The organism is Oryzicola mucosus (assembly GCF_014534685.1).
GTDB classification, from domain to species: Bacteria; Pseudomonadota; Alphaproteobacteria; order Rhizobiales; family Rhizobiaceae; genus Oryzicola; species Oryzicola mucosus.
In genome coordinates, this window is record NZ_JACVVX010000001.1 from 15503 (window position 1) to 30600 (window position 15098).

General features: G+C 62.0%; 20 protein-coding genes. 6 read left to right on the forward strand and 14 right to left on the reverse strand.

Annotated features, from left to right (window positions below; genetic code table 11):
• Nucleotides 1-67: 67 nt before the first annotated feature.
• Nucleotides 68-1858 (reverse strand): histidine--tRNA ligase, encoded by a 1791-nt coding sequence (locus tag ICI42_RS00085; RefSeq protein WP_188162516.1) that lies wholly within the window; start codon nt 1856-1858, stop codon nt 68-70.
• Nucleotides 1859-2177: 319 nt separating this feature from the next.
• On the opposite strand from ICI42_RS00085, the gene ICI42_RS00090 reads away from it, so the two are divergent.
• Entirely contained in the window at nt 2178-2426 is a 249-nt protein-coding gene (locus tag ICI42_RS00090) for a hypothetical protein (RefSeq protein ID WP_188162517.1), read from the forward strand.
• Nucleotides 2427-2637: 211 nt separating this feature from the next.
• Here the strand turns inward: ICI42_RS00090 and ICI42_RS00095 are convergent, their stop codons facing one another.
• A complete protein-coding gene (locus tag ICI42_RS00095) occupies nt 2638-3279 on the reverse strand; it encodes a DNA-3-methyladenine glycosylase I (protein WP_188162518.1) in 642 nt (213 codons plus the stop codon).
• A 172-nt stretch (nt 3280-3451) separates the two neighbouring features.
• On the opposite strand from ICI42_RS00095, the gene ICI42_RS00100 reads away from it, so the two are divergent.
• Nucleotides 3452-4162, forward strand: coding sequence for a L,D-transpeptidase (locus ICI42_RS00100; RefSeq protein ID WP_188162519.1), 711 nt, complete (start codon nt 3452-3454; stop codon nt 4160-4162).
• A gap of 281 nt (nt 4163-4443) precedes the next feature.
• On the opposite strand, the gene glcF is transcribed toward ICI42_RS00100, so the two are convergent.
• Genes glcF through ICI42_RS00115 form a run of 3 tightly spaced genes read right to left on the reverse strand, consistent with a single transcriptional unit; the run spans nt 4444 to nt 8455 of the window.
• On the reverse strand, nt 4444-5742 hold the full coding sequence (gene glcF / locus ICI42_RS00105; RefSeq protein WP_188162520.1) for a glycolate oxidase subunit GlcF: 1299 nt from the start codon (nt 5740-5742) through the stop codon (nt 4444-4446).
• On the reverse strand, nt 5742-6959 hold the full coding sequence (locus ICI42_RS00110) for an FAD-binding protein (protein WP_188162521.1): 1218 nt from the start codon (nt 6957-6959) through the stop codon (nt 5742-5744). Before ICI42_RS00110 ends, glcF begins: the two co-directional genes overlap by 1 nt.
• Nucleotides 6959-8455, reverse strand: a complete 1497-nt coding sequence (locus ICI42_RS00115; protein ID WP_188162522.1) for an FAD-linked oxidase C-terminal domain-containing protein — start codon at nt 8453-8455, stop codon at nt 6959-6961. The genes ICI42_RS00110 and ICI42_RS00115 overlap by 1 nt, the downstream gene beginning before the upstream one ends.
• 164 nt (nt 8456-8619) lie before the next feature.
• On the opposite strand from ICI42_RS00115, the gene ICI42_RS00120 reads away from it, so the two are divergent.
• Nucleotides 8620-9426, forward strand: a complete 807-nt coding sequence (locus ICI42_RS00120; RefSeq protein ID WP_188162523.1) for an FCD domain-containing protein — start codon at nt 8620-8622, stop codon at nt 9424-9426.
• Complete coding sequence (locus tag ICI42_RS00125; RefSeq protein ID WP_188163656.1) at nt 9423-10169, forward strand: metallophosphoesterase family protein; 747 nt, start codon at nt 9423-9425, stop codon at nt 10167-10169. Before ICI42_RS00120 ends, ICI42_RS00125 begins: the two co-directional genes overlap by 4 nt.
• Before the next feature lie 3 nt (nt 10170-10172).
• Here the strand turns inward: ICI42_RS00125 and ICI42_RS00130 are convergent, their stop codons facing one another.
• Both ICI42_RS00130 and ICI42_RS00135 read right to left on the reverse strand, forming a co-directional pair.
• Entirely contained in the window at nt 10173-10313 is a 141-nt protein-coding gene (locus ICI42_RS00130; protein ID WP_188162524.1) for a hypothetical protein, read from the reverse strand.
• 236 nt (nt 10314-10549) lie between these two features.
• Complete coding sequence (locus ICI42_RS00135; protein ID WP_188162525.1) at nt 10550-11263, reverse strand: type 1 glutamine amidotransferase; 714 nt, start codon at nt 11261-11263, stop codon at nt 10550-10552.
• 92 nt (nt 11264-11355) lie between these two features.
• Here ICI42_RS00135 and ICI42_RS00140 point away from each other — a divergent pair, with 92 nt between their 5' ends.
• On the forward strand, nt 11356-12000 hold the full coding sequence (locus ICI42_RS00140) for a hypothetical protein (protein ID WP_188162526.1): 645 nt from the start codon (nt 11356-11358) through the stop codon (nt 11998-12000).
• Between the two features lie 31 nt (nt 12001-12031).
• Nucleotides 12032-12766 (forward strand): 16S rRNA (uracil(1498)-N(3))-methyltransferase, encoded by a 735-nt coding sequence (locus tag ICI42_RS00145; protein WP_188163657.1) that lies wholly within the window; start codon nt 12032-12034, stop codon nt 12764-12766.
• Nucleotides 12767-12894: 128 nt separating this feature from the next.
• On the opposite strand, the gene ICI42_RS00150 is transcribed toward ICI42_RS00145, so the two are convergent.
• From ICI42_RS00150 to ICI42_RS23515, 7 genes are read right to left on the reverse strand one after another with little or no spacing between them, the layout of a single operon-like run.
• On the reverse strand, nt 12895-13290 hold the full coding sequence (locus ICI42_RS00150; RefSeq protein WP_188162527.1) for a hypothetical protein: 396 nt from the start codon (nt 13288-13290) through the stop codon (nt 12895-12897).
• Complete coding sequence (locus ICI42_RS00155; protein WP_188162528.1) at nt 13291-13575, reverse strand: DUF1488 family protein; 285 nt, start codon at nt 13573-13575, stop codon at nt 13291-13293.
• Nucleotides 13572-13883, reverse strand: coding sequence for a hypothetical protein (locus ICI42_RS00160; RefSeq protein WP_188162529.1), 312 nt, complete (start codon nt 13881-13883; stop codon nt 13572-13574). Before ICI42_RS00160 ends, ICI42_RS00155 begins: the two co-directional genes overlap by 4 nt.
• Nucleotides 13880-14122 carry a hypothetical protein gene (locus ICI42_RS00165; protein ID WP_188162530.1) on the reverse strand — a complete coding sequence of 81 codons (243 nt, stop codon included), beginning with the start codon at nt 14120-14122 and terminating at the stop codon, nt 13880-13882. Before ICI42_RS00165 ends, ICI42_RS00160 begins: the two co-directional genes overlap by 4 nt.
• A 35-nt stretch (nt 14123-14157) precedes the next feature.
• Nucleotides 14158-14301: a hypothetical protein gene (locus ICI42_RS00170; RefSeq protein WP_188162531.1), complete on the reverse strand. Its 144-nt coding sequence runs from the start codon at nt 14299-14301 to the stop codon at nt 14158-14160.
• A complete protein-coding gene (locus ICI42_RS00175; protein WP_188162532.1) occupies nt 14294-14587 on the reverse strand; it encodes a hypothetical protein in 294 nt (97 codons plus the stop codon). The genes ICI42_RS00170 and ICI42_RS00175 overlap by 8 nt, the downstream gene beginning before the upstream one ends.
• Nucleotides 14584-14847, reverse strand: coding sequence for a hypothetical protein (locus ICI42_RS23515; RefSeq protein ID WP_230980113.1), 264 nt, complete (start codon nt 14845-14847; stop codon nt 14584-14586). The genes ICI42_RS00175 and ICI42_RS23515 overlap by 4 nt, the downstream gene beginning before the upstream one ends.
• Between the last annotated feature and the right edge of the window lie 251 nt (nt 14848-15098).

Sequence of the window (15098 nt, forward strand, 5' to 3'; positions counted from 1 at the left end):
CCTCATCCGACCTCGCTTCGCTCGGCCACCTTCTCCCACAAGGGGAGAAGGTGAGATCGACGCACCTTCACCCACCCGACTTCTCCGCCGCCTGAGCGTCCAGTATTCCGCGCACGGTGGCGACGAGGTCCGCCTGCGGCACCGTCACCTGTCCGGGCCGCGCTTCCTTGTATTCGGCATTGTCGGCGATGCCGGCGGCGATTTCGGCGCCGGCCACCATGTCCTTGATCTGGACCATCGGGCGAGGATTGCCGCTCTCATCCACCGCGTTGCGCTCATCGCCGCCCTGGATGACGACGACCGGCGCGCCGCGACGGTCGGCATATTTCATCTGCGGCTTCATGCCCGAACCGCCGAGATACATTTCGGCGCGGATGCCGGCCTGGCGCAGTTGCGACACCATCTTCTGGTAGCCGCCGAGGCTTTCGGTGTCGCGGTCCATGACCAGCACGACGACCGGGCCGACGACATCGGAGGTGTCGAGCTTGCCGAGGTTTTTGAGGGCTGTCATCAGCCGCGAGACACCTATGGAAAAGCCGGTTGCCGGTACAGGTTCGCCGCGAAAACGCGAAACCAACCCGTCGTAACGCCCGCCGCCACCCACCGAACCGAAGCGCACGATCTGGCCTTCGTCATTGGGGATTTCGGCCAGCAACTCGGCCTCATAGACCGGACCGGTGTAATATTCGAGGCCACGGACGACGGAGGGGTCGATAAGGATGCGGCCCGAACCATACTTCGAAGCTTCTGAGAGACTTGCAATCTGCTCAAGCTCGTCAAGTGCCTGTGAAACAAGCGGATTATCGCCGAACTGACTCCGATATCTCTGCACGGTTAACGCGTTGTCGATCCGAAGCCGGTAGTCGTCTGAACCGAAACGTGTGCGTATGACCAGATCATCTTCCCAAGTCTCTCTGTGCGACGTGCCTGGCTGGTGATACCCAAAAGGAAAGCCAAATATGAAGCCGAACAACGAGTCGATTTGAGCGTCGTCCAATCCAATACGCTTGCGTGTTTCCTCGATATCGAGATTCCACTTGCGCGCAAACAGGCTTGAGAGATCACTTGCAGCCAACGTGCTAGCCGTTATCAGATCGCGGATTCTCTCCCTCCGCTGCTCCAAATCGCCCGCTTCTACGAAACTTATAATTGCCTCAACTTGCTCAGTTGGTAGTTCAGCGCCCTTCGTGAAATCGCCGCTGTCGTCGACTCTGCCTTTAGAAAGCAGTTGCCTCACACCCTCCGCCCCAAGGCGGTCACGCTTGTCAATCGCACGGAGAACATCAAGGCGCTTTGCGGCCGGCACGCCGACGCTGTCCATGATGCCATCAATGAGCTTTCGATTGTTGACACGGATGACATACTCCCCGCGCTTGATGCCGAGCGCTTCCATCACGTCGGCCATCATCATGCACATTTCGGCGTCGGCGGCGACGCCCGGCGTGCCCACCGTGTCGGCGTCGAACTGCATGAACTGGCGGAAGCGGCCGGGACCGGGCTTTTCGTTGCGGAACACCCAGCCTGAACGATAGCTGCGGAAGGGTTTGGGCAGGCGCTCGAAATTCTCGGCGACGAAACGCGCCATCGGCGCGGTCAGGTCGTAGCGCAGCGACAGCCACTGCTCGTCATCGTCCTGGAAGGAAAAGACGCCTTCGTTGGGCCGGTCCTGGTCGGGCAGGAACTTGCCCAGCGCATCGGTGTATTCGATCAGCGGCTGGTCGGCCGGCTCGAAGCCATAGAGCTCGTAGACCTCGCGGATTTTCGACATCATCGTCTCGGCGGCCCGGATATCGCCGGGCATGCGATCGACAAAACCGCGCGGCAGCCTCGCTTTCATCTTTTCCGTCTTGTCGGCCATGGTCGAAACTTCCGCAATTGCCCTGAACCGCCCCGAAAAAGGGCGCGCCGTGTCCTAACCGATATGGGTTTTGGCGACAAGGGTTTGCGGCCAGGGCGAAACCGATGGGGCATCGGCAGGCGAAGCGTTAACGGCTGTCAACACTTGGGGCAAAACCGCCGCAATTGAGGGAACCGAAGACAAGAATTTGCCGCGAGAACGTCCTCAGGAACTCAACATCTTCGTTTACACCCGATTCGAAACAAAAACGCACCCCATATGACATCGAACCGATACAGGCCGGCGTCATAAGGTTGCGTAGAAACATGAGGGATAGACCATGCACGCCAGCCAGACCAAGCTGGCGGCTTCGATGCCGCCGGCCAAGATCATCATGATGCCTACGAAAGCCACCGCTCCGATACGCGGGTTCTCGGCCGGCAGCGTCATCGAGGCGCAGAAGGCGACCGAAGAGAACAGCCCGGCGCGCAACCTGCTGCTGTTCGGCATGCTCGTCGTCTACCCCGCCTTCGTCGCACTGGTGATCCTGATGCTGGGCATGGCCTATCTGAGCCCGGGCGGGATTTAAGGGGCTGTCCTTCGAATTCCACTGCGGCTTTAACCCCCCCTCACCGCCTCGCTGCGCTCGGCACCTCTCCCCCATTCATGGGGCGAGGAACCCAGGTTCTGCAAAGTTTGCGACCTGCAAAGCAGCGGTTCCTCTCCCCCTGACAGGGGGAGAGGTGGTTTGCAAAGCAAACCGGTGAGGGGGTGCTGAGTTTTTACAGGGCAGACTACGCCTATCCCGGCCGCTTGAGATTCGCCCGCAGCTTTTCGATACCCGCGCGGCAGGCGCAGCCTTCGATGTGGTCATTGACCAGTCCCATGGCCTGCATGAAGGCATAGACCGTCGTCGGCCCGACGAAGCTCCAGCCGCGCTTCTTCAACTCCTTCGAAATCCGTATCGACACCGGCGTCGTCGGATTGGCCCGCAATGTCGCATAGTCCATGGTCGCAGGGCGCTCCTCGGCTGTCGGCTCGAAGCTCCAGAAGAACGCCGCAAGCGAGCCGGCTTCCTTGACCAGGTCCTGCGCGCGGCGGGCGTTGTTGATGGTCGAGACGATCTTGCCGCGGTGGCGGATGATGCCGGCATTGCCGACCAGACGCTCGACATCGGCGTCGCCGAACCGAGCCACCTCGTCGAAGTCGAAACCGCAAAAAGCCTCTCGGAAATTCTCCCGCTTGCGCAGAATGGTCAGCCAGGACAGGCCCGACTGGAACCCTTCCAGGCAGATTTTTTCGAACAGGCGGCGGTCGTCGGTTACCGGCCTGCCCCATTCGTTGTCGTGGTAATGCAGGTAGTCGGGCAGCGCGCCCGGCCAGGAACAGCGCACGACGCCGTCTTCGCCTTCCATCAATCCCGTCTTTTCCAGCTCTGCCATCATTCCACCCAGCCGTTCGAACCCTCTTTAACCCGCGCTTTACCAGATTCATCAACCGCGCGGTAACCACGCCGAACGCTTTACTGACAATCGCGCCTCGCGCGCATTCCGATTCACGCTTTGGTGGGCGAAGCTGGGGCTAATCGGTGCCCAGGTCAGGACGGGTAAAACCATGACGAAAACGCTTGTTCTAGTGGCCACCGCCGCTCTCGCGGGACTCGCCTTCCCTGCTTTTGCGCGTGACCGCTATGCCGAGCCGCCTCCGGTGCAAGTTAGCCCACACCTTTCCGCCTCCCGCCTGCTGCAACTCAGCCGCAAGCCTGGCCAGCATGTCAGCCGCCACAGCGCGGGAGTAACGCTAGTCGCCCGCCCCGCGAAAACAGCCGTCGTTCGTGCGCCGGAACCGGGCCAGGCGCGGAGCGAGATGAACCCGATCTATCTGCCGCAGCCGGTCGCCTATGATGGCGGCGAGCCGGCCGGCACCATCATCATCGATACGAGAGAGAATTTCCTGTATCTGGTGGAGGGCGACGGCTTGGCCCGCCGCTACGGCGTTGGAACCGGCAAGCCGGGCTTCGAATGGGCTGGCACCCACACTGTAACACGCAAGGCGGAATGGCCGGACTGGCGCCCGCCATCCGAGATGATTTCGCGCGAACGCGCCAGAGGCCGCGTGCTGCCCGCCCATGTGCCGGGGGGACCGGACAATCCGCTCGGCGCCCGCGCGCTGTATCTCGGCTCGACGCTGTATCGCATCCACGGCACCAACCAGCCCTGGACGATCGGCGGCGCGGTGTCGTCAGGCTGTATCCGCATGCGCAACGAGGACGTGGTCGAACTCTACGAACGCGTGCCGGTGGGCGCGAGGGTGGTCGTGCGCTGAGGGCACATTTGAAGATCAAGAGATAACGGGGACGGGCCGACGCACACAACACGCAAACGGTCCGCATGGCGGAAGGGCGGTCTGGCGATATGCCGGCCGCCCTTTCGATTCTGGGATTATGTGTCTGCCATCAGAGCGCTACCTGGAACGAAATCAGCATGAGATGCCCCCTCACCCGGCCTCCGCTTCGCTCGGCCACCCTCTCCCCGCCGGGGAAAGGGTGGCCCGAAGGGTCGGATGAGGGGCGTGAATAAAGCTGGAACCGATCAGACTGCCCTTCTTCACACCCCCGCCGGCCGCTCCCCGCCATAGGCCCAGTCCAGCAGCTTGACCGTGTGCACGACGGGCAGCTTCGCCGCGCTGGCGATCTGGGTAATGCAGCCGATGTTGCCGGTGGCGACGAGGGCGGCACCGGTGGCCTCGATATTCCTGACCTTGCGGTCGCGCAAAGTGGCCGAAATCTCAGGCTGCATGATGTTGTAGGTGCCGGCTGAGCCGCAGCACAGATGCCCCTCGCGCGGCTCCTTCACCACGAAGCCGGCGCGAGCCAGCAGTTCCTTGGGCTGGCGCGTAATCTTCTGGCCGTGCTGCATCGAACAGGCTGAGTGATAGGCGACCGTCAGGCCCGGCTTCTGATTGGGCTCGGGAAGATCGAGCGTGGCGAGATATTCTGTGACGTCCTTGGCGAGTTCCGACACGCGCCTGGCCTTCTCGGCATAGGCCGGGTCGAGCCGCAGCATGAAGCCATAATCCTTGATCGTCGTGCCGCAGCCCGAGGCGGTGATGACGATGGCATCAAGTCCGCCAGCCTCGATCTGGCGGGTCCAGGCATCGACATTGGTGCGCGCGGAGGCGAGCGCCGCGTCCTCACGGCCCATATGGTGCACCAGCGCGCCGCAGCAGGCCTCGCCTTGCGGCACCACCACCTCGATGCCGAGCCGCGTGAGCAAGGAAATCGTCGCCTCGTTGATGCCGGGGTCGAGCACCGGTTGGGCGCAGCCGGTGAGGATCGCCACCCTGCCCCGCCTGGTCGCGATCGCCGCATGGGTGCCGGGCTTCGACGCCTGGGAGGGTGCCGCGACCGTATCGGGTGCAAGCCGCAGCATGGCCGCGAAAGGCTTGAACGCCGGCACGCGCTCGAACAGGCCGATAAACGGCTTGCCGAGCTTTGCCGCGCCGAGCGCTGCGCGGAACCGCGCCGGATAGGGCAGAACCGCCGCCAGCACGGTGCGCGTCAGGCGGTTCATCGCCGGGCGCTTGTAGGTCTTTTCGATATGGGCGCGGGCGTGATCGACCAGATGCATGTAGTTGACGCCGGATGGGCAGGTGCTCATGCAGGACAGACAGGACAGGCAACGGTCGATATGGGTGACGATCTCCTCGTCGGCCGGCCGGCCGTTTTCCAGCATGTCCTTGATCAGGTAGATGCGGCCGCGCGGGCTGTCGAGCTCATTGCCCAGCGTCACATAGGTCGGGCAAGTTGCAGTGCAGAAGCCGCAATGCACGCATTTGCGCAGAATCTTCTCCGATTCGGCGACATGCGGATCGGCAAGCTGGGCGGGCGAGAAATTGGTTTGCATCAGTGCGCTCCCGCCACAATCCTGCCGGGGTTGAGGATGTTCTTCGGATCGAACTCGGCCTTCAGCCGCGCCGAGAGTGCTGCAAGCGCCGGCGGCTGCGGTTCGAATATGTCGGTGGAGGCGCGCACGGGCATGCTCGCCCGCACCAGCGTGGCATGGCCGCCGCCGAACTGTTTTATCAGCGTGCGGACGGTTTCAGCCTCGGGCTCGCCCGCCTCCATGCGCAGCCAGACGAGGCCGCCCTGCCAGTCGTAGAAGGCGGAGACGGCAGCGCGCATGCGCAGCGCCAGCACGAAGGCATGGGCGGATGCGGGCGCAAGCGACAGGCGCCAGACCGGCAAGTCGCTGCCGTCGGCAAAGGGGATGCAGTCGCGCACGTCGCGCCACAGCGCCTTGGAGGTCTCGTGTTCGAGTTCCTGCATCTCGCCTGCGGCGGCGAGCAACTGCTTGAGATGGCCGAGGCGATAGGCAACCGAAGGACCAAACCCTTCGACCCGAAGCAGCGTTGCCGGCTCACTGCCGAGGATGCCGTCGGCAACCGTTTTCGCGATGCCTTCCGGCAAATGGGCGGCACTCGACACCTCGGCGCTCGACCCCATCGCAACCGCCATGGCGGCTGCCGCGAGGTCGTCGAGCAGGCCGCGCACCACCAGCGTGGTCTCGGTCTCGGCAGCGGGCAGCACCTTGAAGGTCACGTCGGTGAAGGCCGCAAGCGTACCCCAGGAACCGGCAACACCCTTGGAAAGATCGTAGCCGGTGACGTTCTTGACCACGCGGCCGCCGGCCTTGAAGGCTTCGCCGCGACCCGACACCGCCGAGATGCCGAGAATATGGTCGCGCGCCGCACCCGCCTTCAGCCGGCGCGGGCCGGCCAGATTGGCAGCCAGCACCCCACCGATGGTTCCCCGGCCGCGCTCGCCGCCCAAAAGCGGGCCGTAGTCGAGCGGCTCGAAGGCGAGTTCCTGGTTGCTGAGTTTAAGAAGCGTCTCGATCTCGGCAAGCGGGGTTCCGGCGCGCGCCGACAGCACCAGTTCGGCTGGCTCGTACAGCGTGACGCCGGATAGCTGAGACAAATCAAGCGTATGCTCGGCCTGTACCGGACGGCCGATGCCACGCTTGGAGCCATGGCCGCAGATTTCGAGCGGCATCTCCTCGCCGGCGGCCCATTGAACGACCGACAGCACGTCTTCCGGTATGGCTGGGGTGAAGGTGGTCATCAAAACCTCGGAATATCGGGGAAGGCCAGTTGCCCGGCATGCACGTGCATGCGGCCGAGTTCGGCGCAGCGGCGCAGTTGCGGGAACACCTTTCCGGGGTTGAGCAGGTGGTTGGGATCGAAGGCGCATTTGACGCGCATCTGCTGGTCGAGATCGGTTTGCGAAAACATCTCGGGCATCAGGTCACGCTTTTCAACACCAACACCATGCTCGCCCGTCAGCACGCCGCCGACCTCGACGCAGAGCCGCAGGATGTCGGAGCCGAAGGCCTCGGCCTTGTCGAGTTCGCCCGGCACATTGGCGTCATAGAGGATGAGCGGATGCAGATTGCCGTCTCCGGCGTGGAAGACATTGGCGACGCCGAGGCCGTACTGTTCCGACAGGCTGCGCATTCCAGCCAGAACGCGCGGCAGTTCCTTGCGCGGGATAGTGCCGTCCATGCAGTAATAATCCGGCGAGATACGGCCGACGGCGGGAAACGCCGCCTTACGCCCGGCCCAGAAGGTCATGCGCTCCTGTTCATTCTGCGAGATGCGGCAGGTGGTGGAGCCGTTGCGCAGCGCAATCGCCTCGACTGCCGAGATCAGATGATCGACCTCGACGCCGGGACCGTCCAGTTCGACGATCAGCAGCGCCTCGACATCCAGGGGATAACCGGCATGCACGAAGGCTTCCGCCGCATGAATGGCGGGACGGTCCATCATCTCCATGCCGCCGGGAATGATGCCGGCCGCGATGATATCCGCGACGCATTGGCCGCCCTCTTCGCTGGTCGGAAAGCCGATCAGGAGAGCGCGTGCCGTCTCCGGTTTCTTCAGGATGCGCACGGTCACTTCGGTGACGACGCCCAGCAGCCCCTCCGAGCCGGTCATGATGCCGAGAAGATCATAGCCTTCGGCATCGAGATGCTTGCCGCCGAGCCGGACCACCTCGCCATTCATCAGCACCATCTCGATGCCGAGAACGTTGTTGGCGGTCAGGCCATATTTCAGGCAGTGCACACCGCCGGAGTTTTCGGCGACATTGCCACCGATGGAACAGGCGATCTGCGAGGACGGGTCGGGCGCGTAGTAAAATCCTTCCTGCTCGACCGCATGGGTAATGCCGAGATTGGTCACGCCGGGCTGGGCGACCACGACGCGGTTGGGATAGTCGATCTCGAGCACGCGGTTGAAGCGGCTCATCACGACGAGCACGGCGTCTTCGAGGGGCAGCGCGCCACCGGACAGCGAGGTGCCGGAGCCGCGCGGCACGACACGGATGTTGCGGTCGTTGCAATATTTCAGGATGCGCGAAACCTGCGCCACGGTCTCGGGCAGCACCACGACCAAAGGCAGTTGGCGATAGGCAGTCAGCCCGTCGCTCTCGAAGGCGCGCATGCCATTGACGGCATCGACGACACCCTCGCCCGGCACGATGATACGCATATCGGCAACGATCTCGGCGCGGCGTGCGAGCGTGGCCGCATCCGGCTTGGGCATGACGAGACCTGACATGGCGTCCTCCACAGTGGTAAAAATCCTTTACCAGTCTTTTGGCGGGGCTGCAAATCCTGTGCAGCATGCTGTGCGAGCTGTGCCGATCGTCTTTCATGCTGGATAAATAATTTGACCAATTTGTCGCAGACGACCTATCCTGGGTCAAAGCAACTGGAAAAGCCGTGAGCGATATTTTCTTCAAGATAGACCATTCGCGGACGGCCGACGAGGTAATCGCCCAAATAGAGAGCCTGATCCTCGAAGGCGTGCTGCGCTCGGGCGACAGGTTGCCGGGCGAACGGGAACTGGCGTTGAAATTCGACGTTTCGAGGCCGATCCTGCGCAATGCGCTGAAAGAGCTCGAAGCGCGAGGCCTGCTGATCAGCCGGCATGGCGACGGCACCCATGTCGCCGACGTCACCGGCCAGATCTTTTCCCGCCCCGTGATGGATCTCATCATCAGCCACAGCAAGGCGGTGGCCGACTATCTGGAATATCGCCGCGAGATCGAGGGTCTGGCGGCCGAATACGCCGCCCGCCGCGTCACCTCGGACGATATAGTCCTGCTCGACCGCATCATGGAGCGGATGGAGGCGGCGCACCGGAATCCCGACTTCGAGGACGAAGCCAAGATCGATGTCGAGTTCCACCATGCGGTGGGCGAATGCGCCCACAACATCGTTCTCATGCACACGCTGCGCGCCTGCTATCGGCTGCTCTCGGAAGGCGTGGCGGAGAACCGCTTGCTGATCTTCGATCATTCGGGAGGACGTGACGCGTTGCTCGATCAGCATCAAGCTATTCATCGGGCCGTGATACGGCGCGATCCTGCCGCCGCGCGCAAGGCGGCGATGGACCACATCGCTTATATCGAGAAGTCCATGACAGAAGCGGAGCGCAGCGGGGAATGGCAGCGTATCGCGCGTCTCAAACTTCGGCAGCACGGAGAACCCAAGCTCATGCCACCAGCGGAAAGTGCAGACCGATGAAAGCCAAAGGCGTGGATTTCGCTTCCGCACGTACACCCGAAGGCATGCGGCTCTATGCCATCGGCGACCCGCATGGCAGGCTTGACCTGCTGGAGGGCATGCATAAACGCATCGCCGACGAAATTGCGCGAGACAAGCCCGACGACTGGCGGGTGATCCATCTCGGCGACTATGTCGATCGGGGTCCGGATTCACGCGGCGTGCTTGATTTTCTCATCACCCTAAAACAGCGCGACGAACGCTTTGTGTTCCTCACCGGCAACCACGACCAGGCCATGCTGCACTTTCTGGCTACCGCACAGGTGGATGGTATCTTCGTCCGCAATGGCGGGGTACAGACAGTCCGATCCTACGGGGTGGATGCGTTTTTCGAGTCGCCAGAGGCTGCGGTTCGCACCCGGAACCAGCTCATGGATGTGCTGCCTCAGGCGCATCTGCGCTTCCTGCGCAATTTGGATTATTCCTGCTCGTTCGGTGATTTTTTCTTCTGCCATGCCGGAATCCGGCCAGGAGTCGCGCTCGACAAGCAGTCTCGTGACGATCTGATCTGGATACGGGGAACATTTCTAAACAATGACGACCTGTTCGAGAAGGTCGTCGTTCACGGCCATACGCCGCAAACGGATCCTGAGATCCTGCGCAATCGCGTCAACGTCGACACCGGCGCATGCTTCACCGGACGCCTGACGGCGTTCGTCGCCGAGGGCGATGTGAAGCAGACGTTTTCGGTGTGGGAGGCCTAAGCCTTATCGGGCAGCGGCTGTAACGCCGTAGCCGTCGATTGCGATGTGATCGGCAGCTGCATCGGCTGCATAGATGCCGAAGCCGCCGACGATGATGGCGGAGATCATGGCGATGGTCAGGAGCGCAGCTTTCACGGGTTTCATCTCTTTTTCTAGCGTTCCGACTGTTGCACGATAACTGTTACGAATATGTTTCGGCCATCGACGGGCAGTCGCGGCAAAAACGCCGCGACGACGAAGAAAGTTCCGAAATCCGGCTTGTCTTTTTGTCGGGAGCGCCTTGGCACCCAACCGACGGGGCCGCTTCTAGAAGCCCGCTCTGTAACAATCCAGCGCTAAAAAAGCGGCACGGGCGGAAGTCATCCACAGTGCCAAAAATGTCACGAGCGATCCGGGCGAATGGTTCCGACCCAGGCCCTTGCCAAGCTTTTTCCCGCAGCGTCCGCCTCTGCTCCGTGTACAGCCTGCTCCTGCGGTCGGCGCTCCGGCCAATCGGGATTGTTCGCCTCTATCTGGCTGGCCAGGAGTGTCGTCCACTGTTCGACCAACTTCGTGTCGGCTTCGAAATGAAACTGCGTGGCATAAGCGGCGCGCCCAACCCGAAAGGCCTGGTTGACGGCTTTGGCGCTTTCGGCAAGCCGCACCGCGCGCTCCGGCAGGCCGAACGTATCGTCGTGCCATTGGAAGATGGAAAACGCAGACGGTGCCGAGCCGGCCACAGGATCGGCCTGTCCGTCCGCGGTCAAGGTCACGGTCTGCCAGCCAAACTCGGTCGCCCCACCGACCTGGTTGATGCCGCCAAAGGCTCGCGCCATGAGCTGGCTTCCCAGGCAGATGCCCAGCACCGAACGGTCCCTGGCCTCGAAATCGCGGATCAGGTCGAGCAATGCGGGAAAATAAGGATAGGCTCCATCGTCCAGCGCGTTCTGCCCGCCGCCCAGAACAATCAGCGCATCGTGGCCCGAGGCGTCCATTGGCAGGGCTTCGCCGAGATAGGGGCTGCGGCGGTCGATCTCGGCGCCGGCCTCATCCAGCACCTCGCGGATCTGGCCGAGACCGGTTTCGGCGTAATTTTCGACAACAAGAACCTTCATAGTCCCGCCTTGCATCTGCCTTGTCTTTGCAACCGGGCAATGCCGTATCATGATGACTGAGGACGAACCAGCATCGAACACGGATAGCAGCCATGCCGTTCCAGAACCGCGTCGATCCGTTCGGGACAATCCTCGCCCACCCGGCGCGCGGACTGTTTACCGGCAATCGCGGCATCATCCACGATCCCGACAGCCAGACGCTGCTCAAGCGGCGCTGGAGCACGAAGGCCTGGATCATTTGTGCCTGCAACTACAAGGGGCGCAAACGCGACGTGATGGGCCGCAACGGACCCGGCACCGGTGCGGGCTGGACCAATCTGTTCTTCCTCGACGAAGTGACCGCCCTGACCGCCGGGCACCGACCTTGCTTCTTTTGTCGCTACGAACAGGCACAGGGTTTTCGCCGGCTCTATGCCGAAGCGGCGGATCGCAAGAAGGCCACGGCTACGGAGATCGACACCCGTCTGCATGCGGAACGCCGTGCCTCCGGCGGCAGTCCAGCACCAATCGCCATCCAGGATTTGCAGGGCCTGCCGGACGGCACGATGATCGCGGATGGCGCAAACAGTTATGCGCTGCGCGCGGGGATGCTCCTGGGGTGGTCGTTCGAAGGCTATGAAGTGCCGCAGCCGCCCTCCGTCCTCAAGACAAAGGCACTGACGCTGCTCACGCCGCCAACGACGCTGGCCGTTCTGCGGCGCGGCTACGAGCCGGTCTGGCATGCCTCCGCCTCTTGACCCGCCGAAAACCCTGCCGCATCAGTCGGAAATGCGCGCAAATTACCGACTCCAACGGCTCTTCGTACCCGATCCGCTTTCGGAGGGCAGCGGCTTCGAAGCCTCTCCGCAGCAGAGCCATTATCTGCTGCACGTCTTGAGGCTGCCGGACGGCGCCGAACTGCTGGTTTTCAACGGGCGCGACGGCGAATGGCGGGCGAGAATCGCTTCGCGGACCAAGAAAGCCGTGCGGATCGAGGCCGTCGGGCTCGAACGCCCGCAGCCCGAGGCGTCCGATCTGGTCTACTGCTTTGCCCCCATCAAGCAGGGACGGCTCGATTATCTCGTGCAGAAGGCCGTGGAAATGGGCGCGGGCTCGTTGCAGCCGGTGATCACCCAGCACACACAGGTGGCGAAGGCTGGGACCGAGCGGCTGCGCGCCAATGTGGTGGAGGCAGCCGAGCAATGCGGCATCCTTGCCTTGCCCGATGTTGCCGAGCCCATAAAACTCGACGCCTTGCTATCGGGCTGGGATCGGACGCGCCGGCTGATTTTCTGCGACGAGGGTGCCGAGACCAACAATCCCGTTGCCACATTGCAAGCGATCGATGAGCGAAAGCTCGCGCTTCTGGTCGGCCCCGAAGGCGGATTTTCGGAGGACGAACGCAGGATGCTGCATGCCCTGCCCTTCGTCACTGCGATTCCGCTGGGACCCCGTATCCTGCGCGCCGACACCGCCGCCGTAGCCGCGCTGGCCATAATCCAAGCGACCATCGGCGACTGGTAAAGAACGGAGCCGTCCGCCTCAAAACGTAATGCTGGTGAAGACGAGATAGAGAAGGCCGGCCGCTAGGCCGAATGCCAGCACGAGCATGATGCGCCCGAAGGATTCCATGGAAATTCTGCCGACGGCTCTCATGAAGCGACCCCGCTGTTTGTCGTAATAGCAAGAAGAGCGGAAGACACGATCAGGTCGTCTTCGCCGCGTCGCGAAGCGTCGCCGAAAATCTGGTTCAGTTTCTCGAAAGGGATGGTCAGCTTGAAGGAACCGCCGGAGGTAAATGCCTTGGTGAGATCGGCCTCGCTGTTTTCGCCATATTGAAACTCCCAGATCCGCAGTGCGGCAATCCGCTTTTCATCCGCGCTTCCAGCCAGGACATGCTGACGCCGGCATACCTTGCCGAGGATCCGCGAAATCACCGACATATCGTCTGAGTTGATATGCCGGGGGCTGGAGGATAAGGCGGATTGCGAGGTCGGCAAACGGAGAGGTTGATGTGGTTTTGGGCTCGGTAGGTCCTGATGCGTCATCTACCGGATCCGCAGGTCGAGGCGGGTCAGCACATATGACTTGCCTCGTTGCGTCCCCGAATAGGCCTTGCTGGCGGCTTCCTGGATCTTGGTGCGCGCGGAATCGAAAACCGCCAGGCAGGCGGCCTCGTCGCCGCCGGTGCCCTTGTCGTTTTGCGCCGGTGCGCGAAGCGCGCCTGCCTCGACGTAGAACGGCACTTCGAACATGCCGTCATGCGCAATGAAGCGAACGGCGTCGCGCGCCGCGTCAAAGCTGCGGCTTCGATTGGGAAAACCAAGGGTCATGACCGTTTCGCGCCTTCCATGACAGCAGAAAACAGCTTCGTGCGCTGGCTGCGCACGCGCTCGTTCCGGCGGTTGAGTGAGATCATTCCAAGCGTTGCATCCGACAGGCTCAACCCCATCGAGGCACGTCCGCCGAAATAGGCGGGAACGCCGCTGAAGACATGATAGATCGTCCACGATCCGTCCATTTCGACGCGTCGGCCGAACTGATGATGAGCGCCCTCGCGAACAGTGGCTCCGCCTTCGTTTTCCCATGTGTCGATGGCGACCGATTCGCGCCCGACTTGAACTGAGCTGATATGGTTCATGGTGGCGGTGCTCCTTCAGGGCCAGCCCCGGCTTCGAGAACTGCCAGGTAGATGCGTTTGCCGAAGGCATCGCTGATGGCCACGGCGTCGGGCTTTTGAGGCATGTCGAGCGTCAGCGTCAGCAACCGAGTGATCCTGATCGCGTCGTCGAGATCGTGAGCCTCCGTCACCTCGCGTCCGACGATCGCATGTGCGTCGTCCTCCGCGCGTGTCCGGTAGAACTCAATCGTGACCTTCATCGAGCCGACGTCCTTTGTTGCCCAAAGCCGCCCCATCAGCGTTTGCCCTTCTCCTTCGTGGAGTTCGTATCCGCCGCCCGCATCTGGTTTTCGAAGGTGCTCCCCGATTTCACCTCGGGCTTCTTTTCCTGCTTGGGTTTTCGGATTTCCTTGGTGGTGCGTTTCTGTCCCTTAGCCATGACGGAAGGTCCTTTCGAGGAGGCTGGATTGTTGCGACTGGTCCGTTTCCTGCACCGGACGAAGATGGTCTTCGGTGGTGACCCGCTCGTGACGTTCATCGTCATTGCGGATACGATACTGCGGGATGCCATCCTTGGCCGGAAGCACCGCCGTGACGTGATAAACATCGCTGTCACTGGACAGCATCTGAAAGCTGCCCTTCATATGAACGGCCTGGCCGAGCGCAAAGTGATGTCGGCGGTCCTCTTGGCGGGCGCGACGGCGGGTGGAAATCGAACTGTTCATGGTTGGGTCTTGTCCTTTTGCAAAGCCGCTTCGAGATAGGCTGGCTCTATCGGCACCATCTGCTGCGTCGAACCTGGCGCCGACACAGCCGGCAGATGAATGAATGTTTTGGTATGCAACCAGGCAAGGCGAGACCCTGCCTCAATCTGGTCCTCGTCCCTGTCGACGCGGTAGTCGCCGGCCGGGAGTGGGCTATCGAAACCCGGCAGCGCAAACGCTTTGGAAAATCGAACGACTGTCTGAGTGGTACGACTGGTCATGATATCGGCCCTCGGCATGAGGACACGGAACGCGTCTCATGCATCGCACAATCCAAACAAATGCTTCAGGTGCCGCCACCACCATGTGATCGAGGCCGCAATTCACTTTGAAATTCGGACTGAGCGCCAAATACGCCACATGGCGCGATAGTTTTGTAGTCTTAAAAATTCAGGCAATAATACCGTTTCGGGTTTCACCGACGTCGCATCACCAGATCGATATGGCGGGATTATACAACTTAAACTCGCTT

Excerpts from the sequence above, each read along its gene's own strand:
- ICI42_RS00115 (WP_188162522.1), bottom strand. The coding sequence starts at position 8,455 with ATGTCAGGTCTCGTCATGCCCAAGCCGGATGCGGCCACGCTCGCACGC.
- ICI42_RS00160 (WP_188162529.1), bottom strand. The coding sequence starts at position 13,883 with ATGAACCATATCAGCTCAGTTCAAGTCGGGCGCGAATCGGTCGCCATC.
- ICI42_RS00110 (WP_188162521.1), bottom strand. The coding sequence starts at position 6,959 with ATGACCACCTTCACCCCAGCCATACCGGAAGACGTGCTGTCGGTCGTT.
- ICI42_RS23515 (WP_230980113.1), bottom strand. The coding sequence starts at position 14,847 with ATGACCAGTCGTACCACTCAGACAGTCGTTCGATTTTCCAAAGCGTTT.
- ICI42_RS00085 (WP_188162516.1), bottom strand. The coding sequence starts at position 1,858 with ATGGCCGACAAGACGGAAAAGATGAAAGCGAGGCTGCCGCGCGGTTTT.
- ICI42_RS00140 (WP_188162526.1), top strand. The coding sequence starts at position 11,356 with ATGCCGTTCCAGAACCGCGTCGATCCGTTCGGGACAATCCTCGCCCAC.
- ICI42_RS00130 (WP_188162524.1), bottom strand. The coding sequence starts at position 10,313 with ATGAAACCCGTGAAAGCTGCGCTCCTGACCATCGCCATGATCTCCGCC.
- ICI42_RS00100 (WP_188162519.1), top strand. The coding sequence starts at position 3,452 with ATGACGAAAACGCTTGTTCTAGTGGCCACCGCCGCTCTCGCGGGACTC.
- glcF (WP_188162520.1), bottom strand. The coding sequence starts at position 5,742 with ATGCAAACCAATTTCTCGCCCGCCCAGCTTGCCGATCCGCATGTCGCC.
- ICI42_RS00095 (WP_188162518.1), bottom strand. The coding sequence starts at position 3,279 with ATGGCAGAGCTGGAAAAGACGGGATTGATGGAAGGCGAAGACGGCGTC.
- ICI42_RS00145 (WP_188163657.1), top strand. The coding sequence starts at position 12,032 with ATGCGCGCAAATTACCGACTCCAACGGCTCTTCGTACCCGATCCGCTT.
- ICI42_RS00135 (WP_188162525.1), bottom strand. The coding sequence starts at position 11,263 with ATGAAGGTTCTTGTTGTCGAAAATTACGCCGAAACCGGTCTCGGCCAG.
- ICI42_RS00125 (WP_188163656.1), top strand. The coding sequence starts at position 9,423 with ATGAAAGCCAAAGGCGTGGATTTCGCTTCCGCACGTACACCCGAAGGC.
- ICI42_RS00155 (WP_188162528.1), bottom strand. The coding sequence starts at position 13,575 with ATGACCCTTGGTTTTCCCAATCGAAGCCGCAGCTTTGACGCGGCGCGC.
- ICI42_RS00150 (WP_188162527.1), bottom strand. The coding sequence starts at position 13,290 with ATGACGCATCAGGACCTACCGAGCCCAAAACCACATCAACCTCTCCGT.
- ICI42_RS00175 (WP_188162532.1), bottom strand. The coding sequence starts at position 14,587 with ATGAACAGTTCGATTTCCACCCGCCGTCGCGCCCGCCAAGAGGACCGC.
- ICI42_RS00090 (WP_188162517.1), top strand. The coding sequence starts at position 2,178 with ATGCACGCCAGCCAGACCAAGCTGGCGGCTTCGATGCCGCCGGCCAAG.
- ICI42_RS00165 (WP_188162530.1), bottom strand. The coding sequence starts at position 14,122 with ATGAAGGTCACGATTGAGTTCTACCGGACACGCGCGGAGGACGACGCA.
- ICI42_RS00170 (WP_188162531.1), bottom strand. The coding sequence starts at position 14,301 with ATGGCTAAGGGACAGAAACGCACCACCAAGGAAATCCGAAAACCCAAG.